Below are 17505 nucleotides of genomic sequence, written 5' to 3'. Positions count from 1 at the left end.
ATTTTACAACTTGTTGTTATTTAGATCACAAATTCTTGCTGTTGTGAAATTCATTGCCGCACAGTATCGCGCAAGCGGAACAAGGCCACGATTTCCGCCAGCCGCGCCGCCTGCTCCTGCAACTGCTGGGCTCCGGCGGCGGCCTCTTCCACCAGCGCGGCATTCTGCTGGGTGGCCTGGTCCATATGGGCCACAGCGTCATTGGTCTGCTGGATACCCTGGCTCTGCTCGCGGCTGGCCGAACTGATCTCGGCGACTACGTCGCTGACCTTGCGCACGCTCTCGACCACGCTGCGGATGGTGCTGCCGGCATCACTGACGGTCTGCTCACCGGCACGCACCTGTTCCACCGAATCGCCGATGAGGACCTTGATCTCCTTGGCAGCGGTGGCCGAGCGCTGGGCCAGCGAGCGCACTTCCGAGGCCACCACCGCAAACCCGCGCCCCTGTTCGCCGGCGCGCGCCGCTTCCACGGCAGCATTCAAGGCCAGGATATTGGTCTGGAAGGCGATACCGTCGATCACGCTGATGATGTCCACGATCTTCTGCGAGGACGCATTGATGGCATTCATGGTCTGCACCACCTGCTCCACCATGGCACCTCCGCGTCCGGCGATCTCGGAGGCCGACTGCGACAGCTGGTTGGCCTGCTGGGCGTTGTCGGCGTTGTGGCGCACGCTGGAGGTCAGCTGCTCCATGGCAGCCGCGGTCTGTTCCAGGGAACTGGCCTGGGACTCGGTGCGCTGCGACAGGTCCATGTTGCCGCTGGCGATATCGCGCGTGGCGGCATGGATGGTATGGCTGGCTTGGCGGATGTCGAGCATGACATGCTCCACCTTGTCGACGAAGCGATTGAAGGCCGCGCTGATGCGGCCCAGTTCGTCGGCGCTGCCGTGGGTGTCGAGACGACGGGTCAGGTCGCCATCGCCGTCGGCGATTTCTTCCAGTGCGCGCTGCACCACCGACAGCCGCCGCAACATGCGCGAAACCAGCGCACCCAGCACCAGGGCGGCCAGGATGGTCACCAGCACGGCCATGACGCCGGAACTGGCCAGCATGGCCGAGAGCGAGGCCAGCGCATCGGCGCGGTCCACGGCCACCACCAGCAACCAGTCGGTCCCGGCCACACGGGCGGCATAGAGCATCTGGCGGCGGCCATCCAGGCTCAGGTCCAGATGGCTGTTGGCGGCCATGGCCGCGGTCAGCGATTGCGGGGTGATGGCAGCATCCAGGTCCGACAAGGGTTTCAGACGCAGCTTGTCATTCGGGTGGGCGATGATCTTGCCGCCCAGATCGACCAGGAAGGCATAGCTGTTGGGCGTGGGCTTGATGGCCACCACGTCGGCCACGACACTGTCGAGCAGCACGTCGGCGGCGGCCACGGCGCTGACCTGACCGTCCTTGCTGACGGCTTCGGCGAAGGTCACCAGCAGCTTGCCGGTACTGGCGCTGGTGTAGGGGGCCGTCAGCACCGGCCCCTTGCTGGAGGCCGCCAGCTGGTACCAGGGCCGCTTGGTCGGATCGTAGTCCGGCGCGCGGCTGCGCTGCTGCGAGAACACCGTGCGCTTGTCGGCATAGCCCAGATAGGCCAGATCGAAGCCGCCGGCGGTCTCGGCCGCCTTCACGAAGGGCAGCGGCTCGGCGGCGTCGGCGGATTGCTTGATGGAGGACACCACCAGCTTCCTGGCATCGGCCCACTCGGCGATGGCCGATGCCTGGCTCTGCGCCAGCTGGGACATCTGGCCGTCCAGCGCGACCATGGTGCGCGAGCGTGCCGTGAGGAAGTTGGTCAGGACGATGGCCAGCATGGCCAGCACGACAATGCCAGCACAAAGGGCGATGAGTCGGGTACGCAGCGAGGAAGAAGTCATGATGTGAGGATCTGGAAAAACTGTGGATGATCGTGCAAACGCCCGCGCCGGCTGCGGCAAAGCGGCAGCCGGACCTGAAGGCAGGATGGAATGTCGTTATGACCCCGGTCTGACCGGAGTGCAGGGAATGGCCCCGTCCACCTCACGAGCCCGGCCCCTGCCGTGACTCGCCCCATTCTGATGCGACTGGACGCCATGTCCGGATCGTTCCCCCGTTGTAGTCCTGCGATCCGATTGCTTGCAAGCGTAACAGCGGGCGCACCGGGAATTTCACAAATTCATGCAGTTCTTGGCAAAGCCATATGAAGTGATGCGCGCATGCCACGTTGCCCGCCGGGAAGCCTCGTCAGCAGACCACTTCAGGGCCGCTGCAAAGTTTTCTCCGGTTTTAAGTCTGGCTTAATTTTCGGGGCCTAGAGTAGCCACATCGAGACCTCCTCTTTCCCCTTGTCCGCTGCGACGACATCCAGCGGATCTTTCAGCCCGTCCTTCCCCGGACGGGCTTTTTTTCGTCCGGGCCGGCACCGGCGGCCAGGCGACCGGGCCCGTCAATGGCATGGCAACGAGCAGAATCTTTCACATATGCTCAGGCATATGAGATGATTAACTACCGGCAATCCTGTCCGCGACGCCCTCGGCGCTCCACCGCCCGTGGTCAGGGATGCCAAGCCAACCCGTTCCCCGGTCAGCCGGAAAGATGTACGAGAAATGTTGAAAAAAATTAAAACGGAGGATCTGGTCCTCGGAATGTATTTCTGCGGCTTTGAAGCAGCCTGGCTGGATCATCCGTTCTGGAAGAACAAATTCCTGCTCAAGAATGAGGCCGACCTCAAGCAGGCCCATGCCAGCGGCATCGCCCATTGCTGGATCGATCCCGAGCGCGGCCTGGATGTCACCGAGCCGGCCGCCCAGGCGGACCAGACCGATGATGCAGGGCAAGCCCCGGAGCAGGTCGAGCCCCTGGCGGAACTGCCCCCGGGTCCCGACATCGACACCACCCTGCTGGACGCCATGGCCCTGCGCGAGAACGCCAAGAAGGCGACCAAGGCCATGTTCAGCGAAGCACGGCTGGGCAAGGCGCTGGACATGGAGCGCTGCGTCTCGGTGGTGGAAGAAATTACCGGCGCCGTCCTGCAAAGCCCCAACGGTACGCTCAGCGTGCTGCGCCTGAAACTGGCCGATGAATATACCTACCTGCACTCGGTAGCGGTATGCGCCCTGATGGTGGCCCTGGGGCGCACCCTGGGCCTGGACGAGAAGGCCTGCCGCGAAGCCGGCCTGGGCGGCTTCCTGCACGACGTGGGCAAGGCCTTCCTGCCGCATGAACTGCTCAACAAGCCCGGCAGGCTGACCGAGGAAGAATTCACCCAGATCAAGAAGCATCCCGAACTGGGCTACAAATACCTGAGCCAGGACCCCAACGTGCCCGACTATGCGCGCGATGTCTGCCTGCACCATCACGAAAAGATGGATGGTCAAGGCTATCCGGAGTCACTGCGCAGTGGTCAGATCAGCCTGTATGCGCGCATGGCCGCCATCTGCGACGTCTACGATGCGCTCACCTCGGACCGCCCCTACAAACGCGCCTGGGACCCGGCCGAAGCCATTTCGAGCATGGCTTCCTGGACCGGTCACTTCGACCGCGCCATGTTCCTGGCCTTCGTCAAGACGCTGGGCATCTATCCGGTCGGCTCCATCGTCAAGCTGGAATCGGGCCGTTCCGGGTTCGTGATCCGGCAGAATGCCCAGGACCTCACGCGACCGGTGTTGAAGGTGTTCCGCTACAACGACGACATGGAAATGAGCGACACCGAGATCCTCGACCTGATGGCCACGCCCGACGCCGACACCATCGTCGCCCGTGGCGGCGAAGAGTGGGCGCGCCTGAGCCACTTGGACACCATGCAGCTGCTCAGTACCGGCACGCCGGACTGAGGCGCCATGACGCCGGGTCGCCCCGGCCGTGCCGCTCTCAAGCTGCGCTGACCTGGCGGATTGCCGCTTCCCAGGCGTGGATGCGCTCCTGTGCCTGTTCGCGCGTGAAACGCGGTTCGAACGTACGCTCCATGCGCCACTGCGCAGACAACTCGGACAGATCACGATAGACACCGGTAGCCACGCCGGCCAGATAGGCCGCACCCAGCGCGGTGGTCTCGGTCACCTGCGGACGGATCACCGGGATGCCCAGCAGGTCGGCCTGGAATTGCAGCAGCAGGTTGTTGGCGGCCGCACCGCCATCGACCCGCAATTCGGTAATCGGCGAGACCGCATCCTTGACCATCGCATTGAGCAAGGCCGTGCTCTGGAAGGCAATCGATTCCAGCGCCGCGCGGGCGATGTGGGCCACCGTGCTGCCCCGGCTCAAACCGACGATGGCGCCCTTGGCACCGGGATTCCAGTATGGCGCACCCAGCCCCGTGAAGGACGGTACGAACACCACCCCACCCGAATCTTCCACCGTGCAGGCCAGTGCCTCGACGTCGGTGGAAGTCTTGATGGCCTTCAAGCCATCGCGCAGCCACTGCACCACGGCGCCGCCGATGAAGACACTGCCTTCGAGCGCATATTGTTTGCGTTCATCGACCTGGCAGGCAGCGGTACTGATGAGACCGTTGTGGGAGGTGGCGCACTGGTCACCCGTATGCAGCAGCATGAAGCAGCCGGTACCGTAGGTATTCTTGGCCATGCCGGGACGCACGCAAGCCTGGCCGAACAGGGCCGACTGCTGGTCGCCGGCGATGCCGCCGATTCTGACCGCCGCGCCCAGGTGCCGGGCATCGACTTCGCCATAGATGTGCGCCGAGGCATGCACCTGCGGCAGCATGGCCGCAGGGATGTCCAGCCATTGCAGCAATTCCTCATCCCAGGCACCGGTGTGGATATTCCACAGCATGGTGCGCGAGGCATTGGAGACATCGCTCACGTGCAGGCGGCCACCGGTGAGGTTCCAGACCAGCCAGGAATCGACGGTGCCAAACAGCAGTTCGCCCCGTTCGGCGCGCGCACGCAGGCCGTCGACGTTGTCGAGGATCCAGCGCAGCTTGGTCCCGGAAAAATAAGGATCGAGCACCAGCCCGGTCTTCTTCTGGATGGCCTCGCCGAGTCCTCGTTCGCGCAGCGCCGCGCACACCACTTCGGCGCGGCGGTCCTGCCAGACCACGGCGTTGTAGACCGGCTTGCCGGTGGCGCGCTCCCACACCACGGTGGTCTCGCGCTGGTTGGTGATGCCCAGGGCCGTCAGTTCTTCGGCCTTGATGCCGCTTTGCGCCAGCACCTTCTGCGCCGTCTGCAACTGGCTCTGCCACAGGTCCATGGGGTCGTGCTCGACCCAGCCCGGCTGCGGGAAGATCTGCGGGAATTCCTGCTGGGCCGTGGCGACGATGGCGCCACTCTGGTCAAAGATGATGCTGCGCGAGCTGGAGGTACCCTGGTCGAGGGCGAGCAGATAGGCCATGATGATTCCTTGCAGACGACTGAACCTCTTGGGTTCAAAAATGGAAAAACACCCTGCGCATTGCGCCAGCAATCAATAGCTGTGCGGCGTCAGGAAGATACCAATAAAGTATCAAAATAGAACTAAGCAAACCGTCCTGCGCAAACGCGAAGACGCCATCCCGACATCGGCCGGGATGGCGTCATCTCACGCGTGATGGCGATCAGGCTGCATCAGCGTACGCGGCCATCCTTCCAGGCTTGCAGCAGCTTGTCGTAAGGGATGGTCTCACCCTTCGGCTTTTCGTTGGCCAGCTTGGCCCACGGTGCGCCCTTGTCGGACAGCCAGGTGGCCGGATCCTTCTTCGGATTGAGCTTGGGCGCGCAATGCTTCATGCCGGCGCGCTGCAGGCGGGCCATGATACCGTCCATTTCATCGGCCAGGTTGTCCATCGCCCCTTGCGGTGTCTTCTCGCCGGAGATGGCCGAGGAGATGTTCTTCCACCACAGCTGCGCCATCTTCGGATAGTCAGGCACGTTGGTCCCGGTCGGGGTCCACGCCACCCGTGCCGGGCTGCGGTAGAACTCGATGAGGCCACCGTACTTGGCGGCGTTCTTGGTGAAGTAGTCGGAACGGATGTCGGAGTCACGAATGAAGGTCACGCCGACGATGGACTTCTTCAGCGAGACGGTCTTGGAGGTCGTGAACTGCGCGTACAGCCAGGCGGCGGCCATCTGGTCCGGCGGGGTGCTCTTGAGGAAGGTCCAGGAACCGACGTCCTGATAGCCGTTCTGCATGCCATCCTTCCAGTACGGACCGTGCGGGCCGGGCGCCATGCGCCACTTGGGCGAACCGTCGGCGTTGACCACCGGCAGGCCCTGCTTGGTCATGCTGGCGGTGAAGGCGCTGTACCAGAAGATCTGCTGCGCGATGTGTCCCTGGGCAGGCACCGGGCCGGCTTCGGAGAAGGTCATGCCCAGCGCTTCGGGCGGTGCGTACTTCTTCATCCAGTCCAGGTACTTGGTCAGGGCGTAGACTGCCGCCGGCGAGTTGGTGGCACCGCCGCGCGAGACCGATGCGCCCACCGGGGTGCACTTGTCATCGGCCACGCGGATACCCCATTCATCGACCGGCAAGCCGTTGGGCAGGCCCTTGTCGGCAGCACCGGCCATGGACAGCCAGGCATCGGTGAAACGCCAGCCCAGCGAGGGATCCTTCTTGCCGTAGTCCATGTGACCGAAGACCTTCTTGCCATCGAGTTCCTTGACATCGTTGGTGAAGAAGTCGGCGATATCTTCATAGGCTGACCAGTTCTGCGGCACGCCCAGTTCATAGCCGTACTTGGCCTTGAACTTGTCCTGCAGATCCTTGCGGGCGAACCAGTCGGCACGGAACCAGTAGAGATTGGCGAACTGCTGGTCGGGCAGCTGGTAAAGCTTGCCATCCGGTGCGGTGGTGAAGCTGGTGCCGATGAAGTCCTTCAGGTCCAGACCGGGGTTGGTGTATTCCTTGCCGGGGCCGGCCATGTAGTCGCTCAGCACCACGGTCTGACCGTTGCGGTAGTGGGTGCCGATCAGGTCGGAGTCGTTGACCCAGCCGTCATAGATGGACTTGCCCGATTGCAGCGAGGTCTGCATCTTCTCGACCACGTCGCCTTCCTGGATCACGTCGTGAATGACCTTGATCCCGGTAATGTCCTCGAAGGCCTTGGCCAGGGTCTTGGATTCGTAGGCGTGGGTATCCAGGGTTTCGGAGACCACGTGGATCTCCTTGACACCCTTGGCCTTGAGCTTGGCGGCCGCGTCGATGAACCATTGCATCTCGCTGACCTGCTGCTTGCGCGACAGGGTGCTGGGCTGGAATTCGGTGTCCACCCATTTCTCGGCGGCCTTGATGTCGGCCCAGGCATTGCCCGCGATACCGGCCATCGCCATGGCGGCGACCAGCACGGTCAGTTTGATTTTCCGCATGTTCTGCATCATGTCTCCTCGTCACCTTCCCCTGAATTGGCGTGCCGGGTAGGGAAGGAGAATCCCCGGACGTCCGTTCTAGTACAGATCCGTTGCCTGTCAGATGTTGCGTATCACCTCGGGACAGGCCGCTACCCCTTGCGCATGATCAGCGCCAGCGCCACGAACCCCAGCGCTACCGCATACCACTGGTCCAGGTCGGTCAGTCCGACCCAGGCCAGGTTGATGTAGGCCGCCGTCAGCAATCCGATGAACAGGCGGTCACCGCGCGTGGTACGCATGGGCAGGAAGCCCTTGCGCTCGATGGTCGGAGAGCGCAGCTCCCACACCGTCATGCCCACCAGCATCAATGCCACGCACACGAAAAAGATCGCCACCGGCAGCGTCCACGACATCCACGAAAAAGCATTTCCCATGATCACACTCTCCCCATTGCGAAGCCCTTGGCGATGTGGTTGCGCACGAACCAGATCACCAGGGCTCCCGGAACAATCGTCAACACGCCGGCAGCCGCCAGGATGCCCCAGTCCATCCCGGCCGCAGACGCGGTACGGGTCATGATGGCGCTGATGGGCTTGGCGTTGACCGAGGTCAGGGTGCGGGCCAGCAGCAGTTCCACCCAGCTGAACATGAAGCAGAAGAAGGCCGTCACGCCCACGCCCGACTTGATCAGCGGCAGGAAGATGCGCAGGAAGAAACGCGGGAAGGAGAAGCCGTCGATATAGGCCGTCTCATCGATCTCGCGCGGCACGCCCGACATGAAGCCTTCCAGAATCCATACCGCCAGCGGCACGTTGAAGAGCATGTGCGCCAGCGCCACCGCGATGTACGTGTCCGACAGGCCGATGGTGGAATAGAGCTGGAAGAACGGCAGCAGGAACACCGCCGGCGGTGTCATGCGATTGGTCAGCAGCCAGAAGAACATGTGCTTGTCGCCCAGGAAGCGATAGCGCGAGAAGCCATACGCCGCCGGCAAGGCCACCAGCAACGACATGACCGTATTCATGGCCACGTAGATGATGGAGTTGATATAGCCCGAATACCACGAGGGATCGGTGAAGATGGTCTTGTAGTTGTTCAGCGTGGGCGCATTGGGCCAGAGCGTGAAGACCGACAGGGTTTCCTCATTGGTTTTCAACGATGTGTTCAGCAGCCAGTACAGCGGCACCAGGGTGAAGGCGATGTAGAGCAGCATCACCAGCATGCGGGTAAAGGTCTTGTCCTGAGTCTTAGTCATGTTGGCCACCCGAAGCATTGGCGTTGTTGCCGGCGCTCTGCATCCAGTTGTAGAGCACGAAGGACAACAGCAGGATGATGAGGAAGTAGATCAGCGAGAAGGCGGCGGCCGGACCGAGATCGAACTGGCCCACGGCTTTCTGCGTGAGGTACTGGCTCAGGAAGGTGGTCGAGTTGCCGGGACCGCCACCGGTGAGCACGAAGGGTTCGGTATAGATCATGAAGCTGTCCATGAAACGCAGCAGCACCGCGATGACCAGCACGCCGCGCATCTTGGGCAGCTGGATGTAGCGGAACACTGCCCAACGGCTGGCGCCATCGATCTGTGCGGCCTGGTAATAGGCATCGGGAATCGAACGCAAGCCGGCGAAGGCCAGCAGTGCCACCAGCGGGGTCCAGTGCCAGACGTCCATCACCAGCACGGTCAGCCAGGCATCGCTTGGATTGGACGCGTAGTTGTAGTCGAAGCCCAGCAGATCGAGCACGTAGCCGCCCAGGCCGATGTCGGCGCGGCCGAAGATCTGCCAGATGGTACCGACCACGTTCCATGGAATCAGCAGCGGCATGGCCAGGATCACCAGCGTGGCCGAGGATTTCCAGCCTTTGTGGGGCATGGCCAGCGCCAGGCCGATGCCCAGCGGAATCTGCACCAGCAGCACGCAGAAGGAAAAGATCAGCTGGCGCAGCAACGCCGCGTGCAGCTCGCTGTCGCGCATGACGTCGCGGAACCAGTCCAGGCCCACGAAGACCTTCTGCTCGGGGCTGATGATGTCCTGCACCGAATAATTGACCACCGTCATGAGCGGGATGATGGCCGAGAAGGCCACCGTCAGGAAGACCGGAAGGATGAAGAACCAGGCCTTGTTGTTGTAGGGCTTGTTCATGGCTTAGCGTCCTATTCTCTCGTCGTTGCTGAAGTAGATCGTCTCGGGCTTGGCCAGTCGCAGCCAATGCGCGCCGGTGGCGATCTTCATCTCCGGCGCCACGCGCGCCTTCACGCTCATGCCCTCGACCTGCGCCGTCACCAGCTGGCTGGTGCCAAGGTGTTGCACCTGGGTGATCTCGGCACTGACTGCACCGGCCGTACCAGGTGCGGCCAGCTCGACAAATTCCGGACGGATACCCAGCTTCAGCTCGCCGCTGCTGTTCTTGAGCGCCTGCAATTGCGCGGCCTCGACCTGCACGCGCTGCTGGCCCAGCAGGAGCGCATCACCTTGCACGTGCACCGGGCAGAAGTTCATGCCGGGGCTACCGATGAAGTAACCGACGAAGGTGTGATCGGGACGCAGGAACAGTGCCTCTGGCTTGCCCTGCTGCACCACCTTGCCCTCGGTCATCACCACCACTTCATCGGCGAAGGTCAGCGCCTCGACCTGGTCGTGGGTGACGTAGATCAGGGTGAGCTTCAACTGATGGTGGATTTCCTTCAACTTCTGGCGCAGCTCCCACTTCATGTGCGGATCGATCACCGTCAGGGGTTCATCGAACAGGATCGCCGCCACATCCTTGCGCACCAGGCCACGGCCCAGCGAGATCTTTTGCTTGGCGTCAGCCGACAGGCCCGCAGCGCGCTGCTTGAGGTCACGGGTGAGGTCGAGCATCTCGGCGATCTCGTGCACGCGCGCCTGTACCTCGCGCTCGGCGACCTTGCGGTTGCGCAGCGGGAAGGCCAGGTTGTCGAACACGCTCATGGTGTCGTAGAGCACCGGGAACTGGAACACCTGCGCGATGTTGCGATCACGGGTGGCCATGCGAGTCATGTCGCGACCATCGAAGAGCACCTGCCCTTCCGACGGTTGCAGCAGACCGGAAATGATATTGAGCAGCGTGGACTTGCCGCAGCCCGAGGGGCCCAGCAGTGCATAGGCGCCGCCGTCCTCCCACACCATGTTCATGGGTTGCAGCGCGTAGTCCTTGAGGCTGGCCGGGTTGCCACTGTAGGCGTGACCCAGGTTCTTGAATTCGATGCGGGCCATATCAGCGAGTCTCCAGCGGGGCGCTCAGCAGGCGACCCTGTGTATCGAACAGGAAGGCCTTGGTCGCGGCGATGCTCACTTGCACCGTGCTGCCGATGGCCACTTCATGCACGCCCGACAGCTGCGCCACCAGCGGGACATCACCATGGCGCAGGTGCAGGTAAGTTTCGGAACCGGAGAGTTCGGCCAGGGTGACGCGGCAACCCAGACTCACGCCCGGTGCGTTGAGCGCCTCCAGGCGAACATCATTGCAACGGATGCCCAGCTTGCAGGGCTGGCCTTCGGGGAGGGACAACTGGCGTCCGGCAATTTCCAGCACGCTGCCATCGCTCATGCGAATCGCAGTCTTGCCTTCATCGGTGGAGATGGCCGTGGCATCGAGCAGGTTCATCGGTGGGTCATTGAAGATCGCCGCCACCCGCGTGGAAGCGGGGCTGTTGAACAGCTCCAGGGTCGGTCCGAACTGCAGCAGGCGGCCCTCGTGCATCACGGCGGTATGTCCGCCCAGCAGCAGCGCTTCCTGTGGCTCGGTGGTGGCGTAGACCACGGTGGTGTCGCCGCTGGTGAAGAGCGAAATCAGCTCGCTGCGCAATTCCTCGCGCAGCTTGTAGTCGAGGTTGACCAGCGGTTCATCCAGCAGCACCAGCGGCGCGCGCTTGATGAGCGCCCGCGCCAGCGCGCAACGCTGCTGCTGGCCACCGGAGAGTTCCAGCGGCAGGCGTTGCAGCAGATGCGCGATGTGCAGCTTGTCGGCGATCTCGTTGACGCGCTTGGTGATCTCCTGCTCCGGCTGCTTCTGCAGACGCAGCGGCGCGGCGATGTTCTCGAACACCGTCAGGCCGGGATAATTGATGAATTGCTGATACACCATCGCCAGGTTGCGCTCGCGCACGCTCACGCCGGTGACGTCCTGGCCATTGACCAGCACGCGGCCTGCGGTGGGCTTGTCGAGCCCGGCGATGATGCGCATCAGTGAGGTCTTGCCGGCCTGGGTCGGCCCCAGCAAAACGTTGATGCCACCTTTGGCCAGGTTCAGGTCCATCGGGTACAGGTGCGTTTCGGCACCGACCGTCTTGGCCACTTGTTTCAGTTCCAGGGTCACGCTGTCTCCTCGCTACATTTTTTTGATGAATGGTGTGCGGCGACCTGGCTTACGGCTGGGCCGGGTCTGGCAGACTGGCCAGCCACGCCTCCAGCCGGGCCCGGTGCTGGGCACTGGCGTGCAGGCCCAGCTTGCTCCGGCGCCACAGGATGTCGTCCACCCCGCGCGCCCATTCGTGTTGCACCAGGTAACGCGCCTCGGCCTCGTAGAGGCCCGGTGCCAGTTCTTCGCCCAGGGCGGCCAGACTGTCGGCCTGGCCGATGATGCGCTCCACGCGCGATCCGTAGCTGCGCGCATAGCGATGGGCCAGGTCGGCCGGCAGCCAGGGATGGCGCGCCTGGACCTTGCGCAGATACGCCTCGAAGTCATAGCGCGCCACCATCTTGCCGGGTTGCTCCAGGTCACCGCCGGGCAGCGGCGCACCGGCCGTCCACGGCTGGCTCGATGCACCCAGGTGCGGGGCCAGCATGGACAGGGCTTCCTCGGCCAGCTTGCGATAGGTGGTGATCTTGCCGCCCCAGACGTTCAACATGGGGGCGCCGGCATCGTCGCATTCGAGCAGGTAGTCGCGCGTGATGGCCGAGGCATTCTCGGCGCTGTCATCCAGCAGCGGACGCACGCCCGAGTAGGTCCAGACCACGTCATCCCGGCCGATCTGACGCTTGAAGTAGCGGTTGGCCATCTCGCAGAGGTAATCGATCTCGGCGGCATCGATCTCGACCTTGCCGGCGTCGCCGTGGTATTCGAGGTCGGTGGTGCCGATGAGGGTGAATTCTTCCTGATAGGGGATGGCGAAGATGATGCGCTTGTCCGGATTCTGGAAGATATAGGCGTAGGGGTGATCGAACAGGCGCTTGACCACGATGTGGCTGCCCTTGATCAGGCGCAGGCTGCGGCCGGTCTTGGCCTGCGGCACGGCCTGCGCAAACCGCGCAGCCCAGGGGCCGGCGGCGTTGACGATGGCGCGGGCACGCACTTCTTCCTGCTGCACGCCGCCTGCATGCTGATGCTCCAGCACGGCATGCCAGATCTCGCCTTCGCGACGGGCACTGATGCACTTGGTGCGGGTGAGAATGCGGGCGCCGTGTTCCTGGGCGTCCATCGCGTTCAACACCACCAGACGGGCATCGTCGACCCAGCCATCGGAATAGACGAAGCCACGACGGTAGTCGCCCTTGAGAGGCTTACCGGCAGCGTGACGGGTCAGATTGGCGCCTTCGGAGGCGGGCAGGATCTCGCGCTTGGCGAGGTAGTCGTACATGAACAGGCCGGCGCGGATCATCCAGGCCGGACGCTGGTTGGCGTCGTGCGGCATGACGAAGCGCAGCGGCCAGATGATGTGCGGTGCCGAGCGCAGCAGGACTTCGCGTTCCTGCAGGGCCTTGCGCACCAGCTTGAATTCGTAATATTCGAGGTAGCGCAAGCCGCCGTGGATGAGCTTGGTGCTGGCCGAGGAGGTATGTTGGGCCAGGTCATGCTGCTCGCACAGCAGCACCCGCAGGCCGCGCCCGGCCGCATCGCGCGCGATGCCCGCGCCGTTGATGCCGCCGCCTACCACCAAGAGATCATATTCGAGCGTCATTCGCCGCTTCTCCGTGTTGGATCCGTATGGGTTCCGGGTTGAAACTGTATTGATGCCGTAGTGAAACTGTATTGGCTGCGACAGCGACACCGTATTGCTGCCGGGCTGCCACTGTATTGCTGCCGTGTTTCCGCTGTATTACTGCCGTATTGGTGCCGTATTGGTGCCGTGTTGCTTGTGTGCGGTAACCGTATTGCCGTCTCAGCGGTTCCGCTGTGTTTGCGTGCAACAGCTGCCGTGCAACCCCGCACTTTCCCGGGAGTTGCCAATGCACCGTAAGATAAGCGACATCCCGAAAGTAAATCAACAATTATTTGTTGTTTTATGTTCGTTTATGTTTTTTAATGTTCATATTCAATCAAAATTGTTTCCCAAAAATCAACGGATTTCGATCACCTCCATGCTCAATCCCAGGCAACAGACGCTGCTGGAATGCGTTCGCAAGCACGGCACCATCTCGGTGGAAGAGCTGGCCCAGCAACTGAACGTGACCACCCAGACCGTGCGCCGCGACGTCAAGGCGATGGTCGATGCCAGCTTGCTGGCGCGTTATCACGGCGGTGTAGGCTTGCTGTCCTCGACCGAGAACATTGCCTATCCCGAACGCCAGGTCATGCACGCCGAGGCCAAGCGCCGCATCGGCCGCACGGTGGCCGCGCGGGTGCCGGACGGCTGTTCGCTGATCCTCAATCTGGGCACCACCACCGAGGAGGTAGCGCGCGCCCTGCAGCAGCACAAGAACCTGCACGTGGTGACCAACAACCTGAACGTGGCCAATTCGCTGGCCAGCAATCCGGCGCTGGAGGTCATCATTGCCGGTGGCGTGGTGCGCGCGCGCGATCGCGGCATCGTCGGCGAAGCCACCATCGATTTCATCCGCCAGTTCAAGGTGGACATCGGCATCATCGGCATCTCCAGCATCGAGATGGATGGGGTGTTGCGCGATTTCGATGCCCGTGAAGTCAAGGTGGCGCAGACCATCATCGAACAGTCGCGCCAGGTCTGGCTGGTGGCCGATGCCAGCAAGTTCGGACGACAGGCGCTGGTGAAGATGGCGCATCTGTCGCAGATCGACGTGCTCTTCACCGATGCCCCGCCACCGCCGGAACTGGCCACCCTGCTGGCAGAGACGGATGTGGAAGTGGTGATCGCGAAGTAAGTCGGCCGCGCGCGCATGCTGCAAGGGCATGCGCTGGTGCACTCCTCTTGTTTTTCAACGATGGGCGACATGGATCAATCCATGCGCAATCATCGATTGTCGTCATGCGGCACGCGGAGGATATTGACGCATGCAGACAGGAACAACAGTCGGCCATTGCAGCACAAGGCCGCCGCCCTGCCCTGGCATCCCGTTGATCCCCCCGAGGAGTGCATATGACGCAAATGATGAAAGCGGCCGTCGTCCGCGAATTCGGCAAGCCCCTGTCGATTGAACAAGTGCCCGTCCCCACGCCGGGTCCGGGCCAGATCCTGGTCAAGTTCGAAGCCAGCGGCGTGTGCCATACCGACCTGCACGCGGCCCATGGCGACTGGCCCGTCAAACCCACACCGCCTTTCATTCCCGGTCACGAAGGCACCGGCTACGTTGCCGCGCTGGGCGCGGGTGTCAAGCACATCAAGGAAGGCGACCGCGTTGGCGTGCCCTGGCTGCATACGGCCTGTGGCTGCTGCTCGCCCTGCCGCACCGGCTGGGAAACCCTGTGCGCCGAGCAGCAGAACACCGGCTATTCCGTCAACGGCAGCTTTGCCGAATACGGCCTGGCCGATCCCAACTTCGTCGGCCACCTGCCTGCCGGACTGGACTTCGGCCCGGCAGCCCCTGTGCTGTGCGCGGGTGTGACCGTCTACAAGGGCTTGAAGGAGACCGAGGTGCGCCCCGGTGAATGGGTGGTCATTTCCGGCATCGGCGGCCTGGGCCACATGGCCGTGCAATATGCCAAGGCCATGGGCATGCACGTGGTCGCCGCAGACATCCACGAAGACAAGCTGGCGCTGGCCAGGAAGCTGGGCGCGGACCTCACCGTCGATGGCCGCGACCACAATGCGGTGGCCGAAGTCCAGCGCATCATCGGTGGCGCGCATGGTGCGCTGGTGACGGCGGTCTCGCCCAAGGCGATGGAACAGGCCTTCGGATTCCTGCGCGCACGCGGCACCATGGCGCTGGTGGGCCTGCCACCGGGAGACATCAGCCTGCCGGTGTTCAATACCGTGTTGAAACGCATCACCGTGCGCGGCTCCATCGTCGGCACGCGCCAGGATCTGGAAGAGTCGCTGGTCTTTGCTGCTGAAGGCAAGGTGGCGGCGCATTTCACCTGGGACAAGCTGGACAACATCAATGCCATCTTTGCGCGCATGGAAGAAGGCAAGATTGATGGGCGGATTGTGCTGGACTTGAAGTAAGCAGTCCCGGCGTACGCAGAAGTTTGACGCAATAGAAAATGACGGCTTCTCCGGAAGCCGTCATTTTCGTTGAAGCCGCTGCCTGCTCAAACCGGGCTCGGCTCCTTGGGTTGCCACTGCTTGATACCAGCCAGCACATCACGCATCTTTTCACGCGCGATTTCGGTGTCATATGCGACTTGCGCGCGCAGCCAGTATCCGTCGGAGAGTCCGAAGAAGCGTGCGAGCCGCAAATCGGTATCGGCTGTTACGGCACGCTTGCCATTGACGATCTCGCTGATGCGCAATTGCGATACGCCGATTTCCTTGGCCAAGCGGTATTGGGTGATGCCCATCGGCTTCAGGAATTCTTCATTGAGCAGTTCCCCCGGCGTTACCGGAGCAAGACGTCGAGCCATCGCAACCTCCTAGCTGTGATAATCAACGATCTCGATGTCGAATGCGGCCCCGTCCTTCCAGACGAAACAAAGACGCCACTGATCGTTGATTCTGATGCTGTATTGCCCGCGCCGCCTACCTTTGAGCAATTCAAGGCGATTTTGCGGCGGGATTCTCAAATCCTCCAGCCGAACGGCAATTTCCAACTGCCGCAACTTGCGCAAAGCTACGCGCTCGATGTTGACAAACCGCGCTATGCGCTTGCCTTCGTGCAACGCCTCAGTGTCGGCGCATTTGAATGATTCGATCATGGGAATAGTAACGACATACGTTAGTAACGTCAAACGTTATTATCGGTATTATTTGAACTACTCCCTTTGCCCTTGGACCGGCCAGCCAACACAATGCGGTGGCCGAAGTCCAGCGCATCATCGGTGGCGCGCATGGGGCGCTGGTGACGGCGGTGTCGCCCAAGGCGATGGAACAAGCGTTCGGTCTCCTGCGTGCACGCGGCACCATGGCGCTGGTGGGCCTGCCACCGGGCGACATCACCCTGCCGGTGTTCAATACGGTGTTGAAGCGCTTCATCTGGAAGAGTCGCTGGTCTTCGCCGCCGAAGGCAAAGTGGCGGCGCACTTTACCTGGGACAAGCTGGACAACATCAATGCCATCTTTGCGCGCATGGAAGAGGGCAAGATTGATGGGCAGATCGTGCTGGACTGAGCTAAGACAGGACCAAGATGTCGTGTTTGGATGGCAGTTCATTTTCATGAACTGTCGTTAAGTACGCCTACAGCAACTATCTGCCGTGCCAAGCGAATCTGCGCATCAAGCCATAGCACTCAGTACGCCTCATCAATTCGCTCAGTGAAGTTCACTTCGCCGATAGAAACTGAGTGCTATACCAATTCCTCCAAGCGCGCCAGCACATATACGATTTAGCCATAGAAGAGCTCGAGCGGATAAATATCGCATCGAGTGATATCCACTCGCGGCATAGACATACATGAAGACGATGTCGATTAAAGCCGTTATCACCGCAAGAGCCGTATATTGAGCCCATACAGGACTCTTGGCATTAATGAACTGAGGTAGAAATGCGGAAAAGAACAATAGCCCTTTGGGATTGGACAGCGCTACAAATAACGAACGTTTGAGAACCGTTTTTCCGTCTAGATGAGTGGACGTTGAGGCGCGGACATCAATGGTCTGAACTGAAGATCTCCACAATTTCCAAGCCAAATACAGCAGGTAGATTGCCCCGCCCCATTTAACAATCGAGAACAATTTTTCCGATGCCAGCAAGATCCCTCCGAGGCCCAAGGCTACGGTGCCAATCAACAGCAAATCGGATAATGCCGCGCCAGCAATACCGAATAGCGCAATTCTCATACCACCTTGGGCGCCATTGCTCAAGGCAAGCAGCATAGTCGGTCCTGGAACAATTGTGACTGCAGAAACGGCGATCATATACAAAACAATAGTTGTCAATTCCATTGATGAATGCCTTCTCAAATCTGATACGCCAGGGTGATAGAAACTCCGAATCTCTACAGG

15 protein-coding genes and 1 pseudogene are annotated in these 17505 nt (G+C 61.8%); 4 read left to right on the top strand and 12 right to left on the bottom strand.

Features of this window, described 5'->3' with window-relative positions; all coding sequences use genetic code 11:
- Positions 1–50: 50 nt before the first annotated feature.
- The gene (locus HNO82_RS03215; protein ID WP_175342726.1) at positions 51–1871 is read right to left on the bottom strand and encodes a methyl-accepting chemotaxis protein; all 1821 of its coding nucleotides are present in this window, start codon (positions 1869–1871) and stop codon (positions 51–53) included.
- Between the two features lie 708 nt (positions 1872–2579).
- Between HNO82_RS03215 and HNO82_RS03210 the strand changes: the two genes are divergently transcribed.
- Positions 2580–3806: a cyclic di-GMP phosphodiesterase gene (locus tag HNO82_RS03210; protein ID WP_175342725.1), complete on the top strand. Its 1227-nt coding sequence runs from the start codon at positions 2580–2582 to the stop codon at positions 3804–3806.
- A 37-nt stretch (positions 3807–3843) separates the two neighbouring features.
- Here HNO82_RS03210 and glpK read toward each other — a convergent pair whose 3' ends face one another.
- The 8 genes from glpK to glpD form a co-directional block, all read right to left on the bottom strand.
- A complete protein-coding gene (gene glpK, locus HNO82_RS03205; protein WP_008325925.1) occupies positions 3844–5325 on the bottom strand; it encodes a glycerol kinase GlpK in 1482 nt (493 codons plus the stop codon).
- A gap of 212 nt (positions 5326–5537) precedes the next feature.
- Entirely contained in the window at positions 5538–7286 is a 1749-nt protein-coding gene (locus HNO82_RS03200; RefSeq protein ID WP_034349793.1) for an ABC transporter substrate-binding protein, read from the bottom strand.
- Between the two features lie 119 nt (positions 7287–7405).
- Entirely contained in the window at positions 7406–7690 is a 285-nt protein-coding gene (locus tag HNO82_RS03195; RefSeq protein ID WP_008325923.1) for a DUF2160 domain-containing protein, read from the bottom strand.
- A gap of 2 nt (positions 7691–7692) precedes the next feature.
- Positions 7693–8511 carry a carbohydrate ABC transporter permease gene (locus HNO82_RS03190; RefSeq protein WP_085943551.1) on the bottom strand — a complete coding sequence of 273 codons (819 nt, stop codon included), beginning with the start codon at positions 8509–8511 and terminating at the stop codon, positions 7693–7695.
- Entirely contained in the window at positions 8504–9394 is an 891-nt protein-coding gene (locus HNO82_RS03185; protein WP_008325921.1) for a carbohydrate ABC transporter permease, read from the bottom strand. The genes HNO82_RS03190 and HNO82_RS03185 overlap by 8 nt, the downstream gene beginning before the upstream one ends.
- Positions 9395–9397: 3 nt before the next feature.
- Positions 9398–10486, bottom strand: a complete 1089-nt coding sequence (locus HNO82_RS03180; RefSeq protein WP_175342724.1) for an ABC transporter ATP-binding protein — start codon at positions 10484–10486, stop codon at positions 9398–9400.
- 1 nt (position 10487) lies between these two features.
- Positions 10488–11588: an ABC transporter ATP-binding protein gene (locus tag HNO82_RS03175; protein ID WP_175342723.1), complete on the bottom strand. Its 1101-nt coding sequence runs from the start codon at positions 11586–11588 to the stop codon at positions 10488–10490.
- A gap of 49 nt (positions 11589–11637) precedes the next feature.
- Positions 11638–13170 carry a glycerol-3-phosphate dehydrogenase gene (glpD, locus tag HNO82_RS03170; protein ID WP_175342722.1) on the bottom strand — a complete coding sequence of 511 codons (1533 nt, stop codon included), beginning with the start codon at positions 13168–13170 and terminating at the stop codon, positions 11638–11640.
- Between the two features lie 400 nt (positions 13171–13570).
- Between glpD and HNO82_RS03165 the strand changes: the two genes are divergently transcribed.
- A complete protein-coding gene (locus HNO82_RS03165) occupies positions 13571–14329 on the top strand; it encodes a DeoR/GlpR family DNA-binding transcription regulator (protein WP_175342721.1) in 759 nt (252 codons plus the stop codon).
- A gap of 215 nt (positions 14330–14544) precedes the next feature.
- Positions 14545–15570 carry an alcohol dehydrogenase AdhP gene (gene adhP, locus HNO82_RS03160; protein WP_175342720.1) on the top strand — a complete coding sequence of 342 codons (1026 nt, stop codon included), beginning with the start codon at positions 14545–14547 and terminating at the stop codon, positions 15568–15570.
- An 86-nt stretch (positions 15571–15656) separates the two neighbouring features.
- Here the strand turns inward: adhP and HNO82_RS03155 are convergent, their stop codons facing one another.
- Both HNO82_RS03155 and HNO82_RS03150 read right to left on the bottom strand, forming a co-directional pair.
- Positions 15657–15905 (bottom strand): HigA family addiction module antitoxin, encoded by a 249-nt coding sequence (locus HNO82_RS03155; protein ID WP_338152857.1) that lies wholly within the window; start codon positions 15903–15905, stop codon positions 15657–15659.
- A 72-nt stretch (positions 15906–15977) separates the two neighbouring features.
- On the bottom strand, positions 15978–16259 hold the full coding sequence (locus tag HNO82_RS03150; RefSeq protein WP_175342719.1) for a type II toxin-antitoxin system RelE/ParE family toxin: 282 nt from the start codon (positions 16257–16259) through the stop codon (positions 15978–15980).
- A 92-nt stretch (positions 16260–16351) separates the two neighbouring features.
- Here HNO82_RS03150 and HNO82_RS03145 point away from each other — a divergent pair.
- Positions 16352–16671 (top strand): annotated as a pseudogene (locus tag HNO82_RS03145) (zinc-binding dehydrogenase); the annotation flags it as partial.
- 141 nt (positions 16672–16812) lie between these two features.
- On the opposite strand, the gene HNO82_RS03140 reads toward HNO82_RS03145, so the two are convergent.
- Entirely contained in the window at positions 16813–17445 is a 633-nt protein-coding gene (locus tag HNO82_RS03140; protein ID WP_175342718.1) for a LysE family translocator, read from the bottom strand.
- Positions 17446–17505 lie beyond the last annotated feature (60 nt).

Origin of the sequence: Herbaspirillum sp. C9C3 (genome assembly GCF_013359625.1) — a bacterium.
In the GTDB taxonomy this organism is placed as follows: Bacteria; Pseudomonadota; Gammaproteobacteria; order Burkholderiales; family Burkholderiaceae_D; genus Herbaspirillum.
Note: the sequence above shows the minus strand (reverse complement) of the source record. Positions and strands in the feature narration are given on the sequence as shown.

Coding starts and splice junctions, on each gene's coding strand:
- HNO82_RS03200 (WP_034349793.1), bottom strand. CDS start 7,286: ATGATGCAGAACATGCGGAAAATCAAACTGACCGTGCTGGTCGCCGCC.
- HNO82_RS03155 (WP_338152857.1), bottom strand. CDS start 15,905: ATGGGCATCACCCAATACCGCTTGGCCAAGGAAATCGGCGTATCGCAA.
- glpK (WP_008325925.1), bottom strand. CDS start 5,325: ATGGCCTATCTGCTCGCCCTCGACCAGGGTACCTCCAGCTCGCGCAGC.
- HNO82_RS03140 (WP_175342718.1), bottom strand. CDS start 17,445: ATGGAATTGACAACTATTGTTTTGTATATGATCGCCGTTTCTGCAGTC.
- HNO82_RS03190 (WP_085943551.1), bottom strand. CDS start 8,511: ATGACTAAGACTCAGGACAAGACCTTTACCCGCATGCTGGTGATGCTG.
- HNO82_RS03195 (WP_008325923.1), bottom strand. CDS start 7,690: ATGGGAAATGCTTTTTCGTGGATGTCGTGGACGCTGCCGGTGGCGATC.
- adhP (WP_175342720.1), top strand. CDS start 14,545: ATGACGCAAATGATGAAAGCGGCCGTCGTCCGCGAATTCGGCAAGCCC.
- glpD (WP_175342722.1), bottom strand. CDS start 13,170: ATGACGCTCGAATATGATCTCTTGGTGGTAGGCGGCGGCATCAACGGC.
- HNO82_RS03185 (WP_008325921.1), bottom strand. CDS start 9,394: ATGAACAAGCCCTACAACAACAAGGCCTGGTTCTTCATCCTTCCGGTC.
- HNO82_RS03165 (WP_175342721.1), top strand. CDS start 13,571: ATGCTCAATCCCAGGCAACAGACGCTGCTGGAATGCGTTCGCAAGCAC.
- HNO82_RS03210 (WP_175342725.1), top strand. CDS start 2,580: ATGTTGAAAAAAATTAAAACGGAGGATCTGGTCCTCGGAATGTATTTC.
- HNO82_RS03180 (WP_175342724.1), bottom strand. CDS start 10,486: ATGGCCCGCATCGAATTCAAGAACCTGGGTCACGCCTACAGTGGCAAC.
- HNO82_RS03150 (WP_175342719.1), bottom strand. CDS start 16,259: ATGATCGAATCATTCAAATGCGCCGACACTGAGGCGTTGCACGAAGGC.
- HNO82_RS03215 (WP_175342726.1), bottom strand. CDS start 1,871: ATGACTTCTTCCTCGCTGCGTACCCGACTCATCGCCCTTTGTGCTGGC.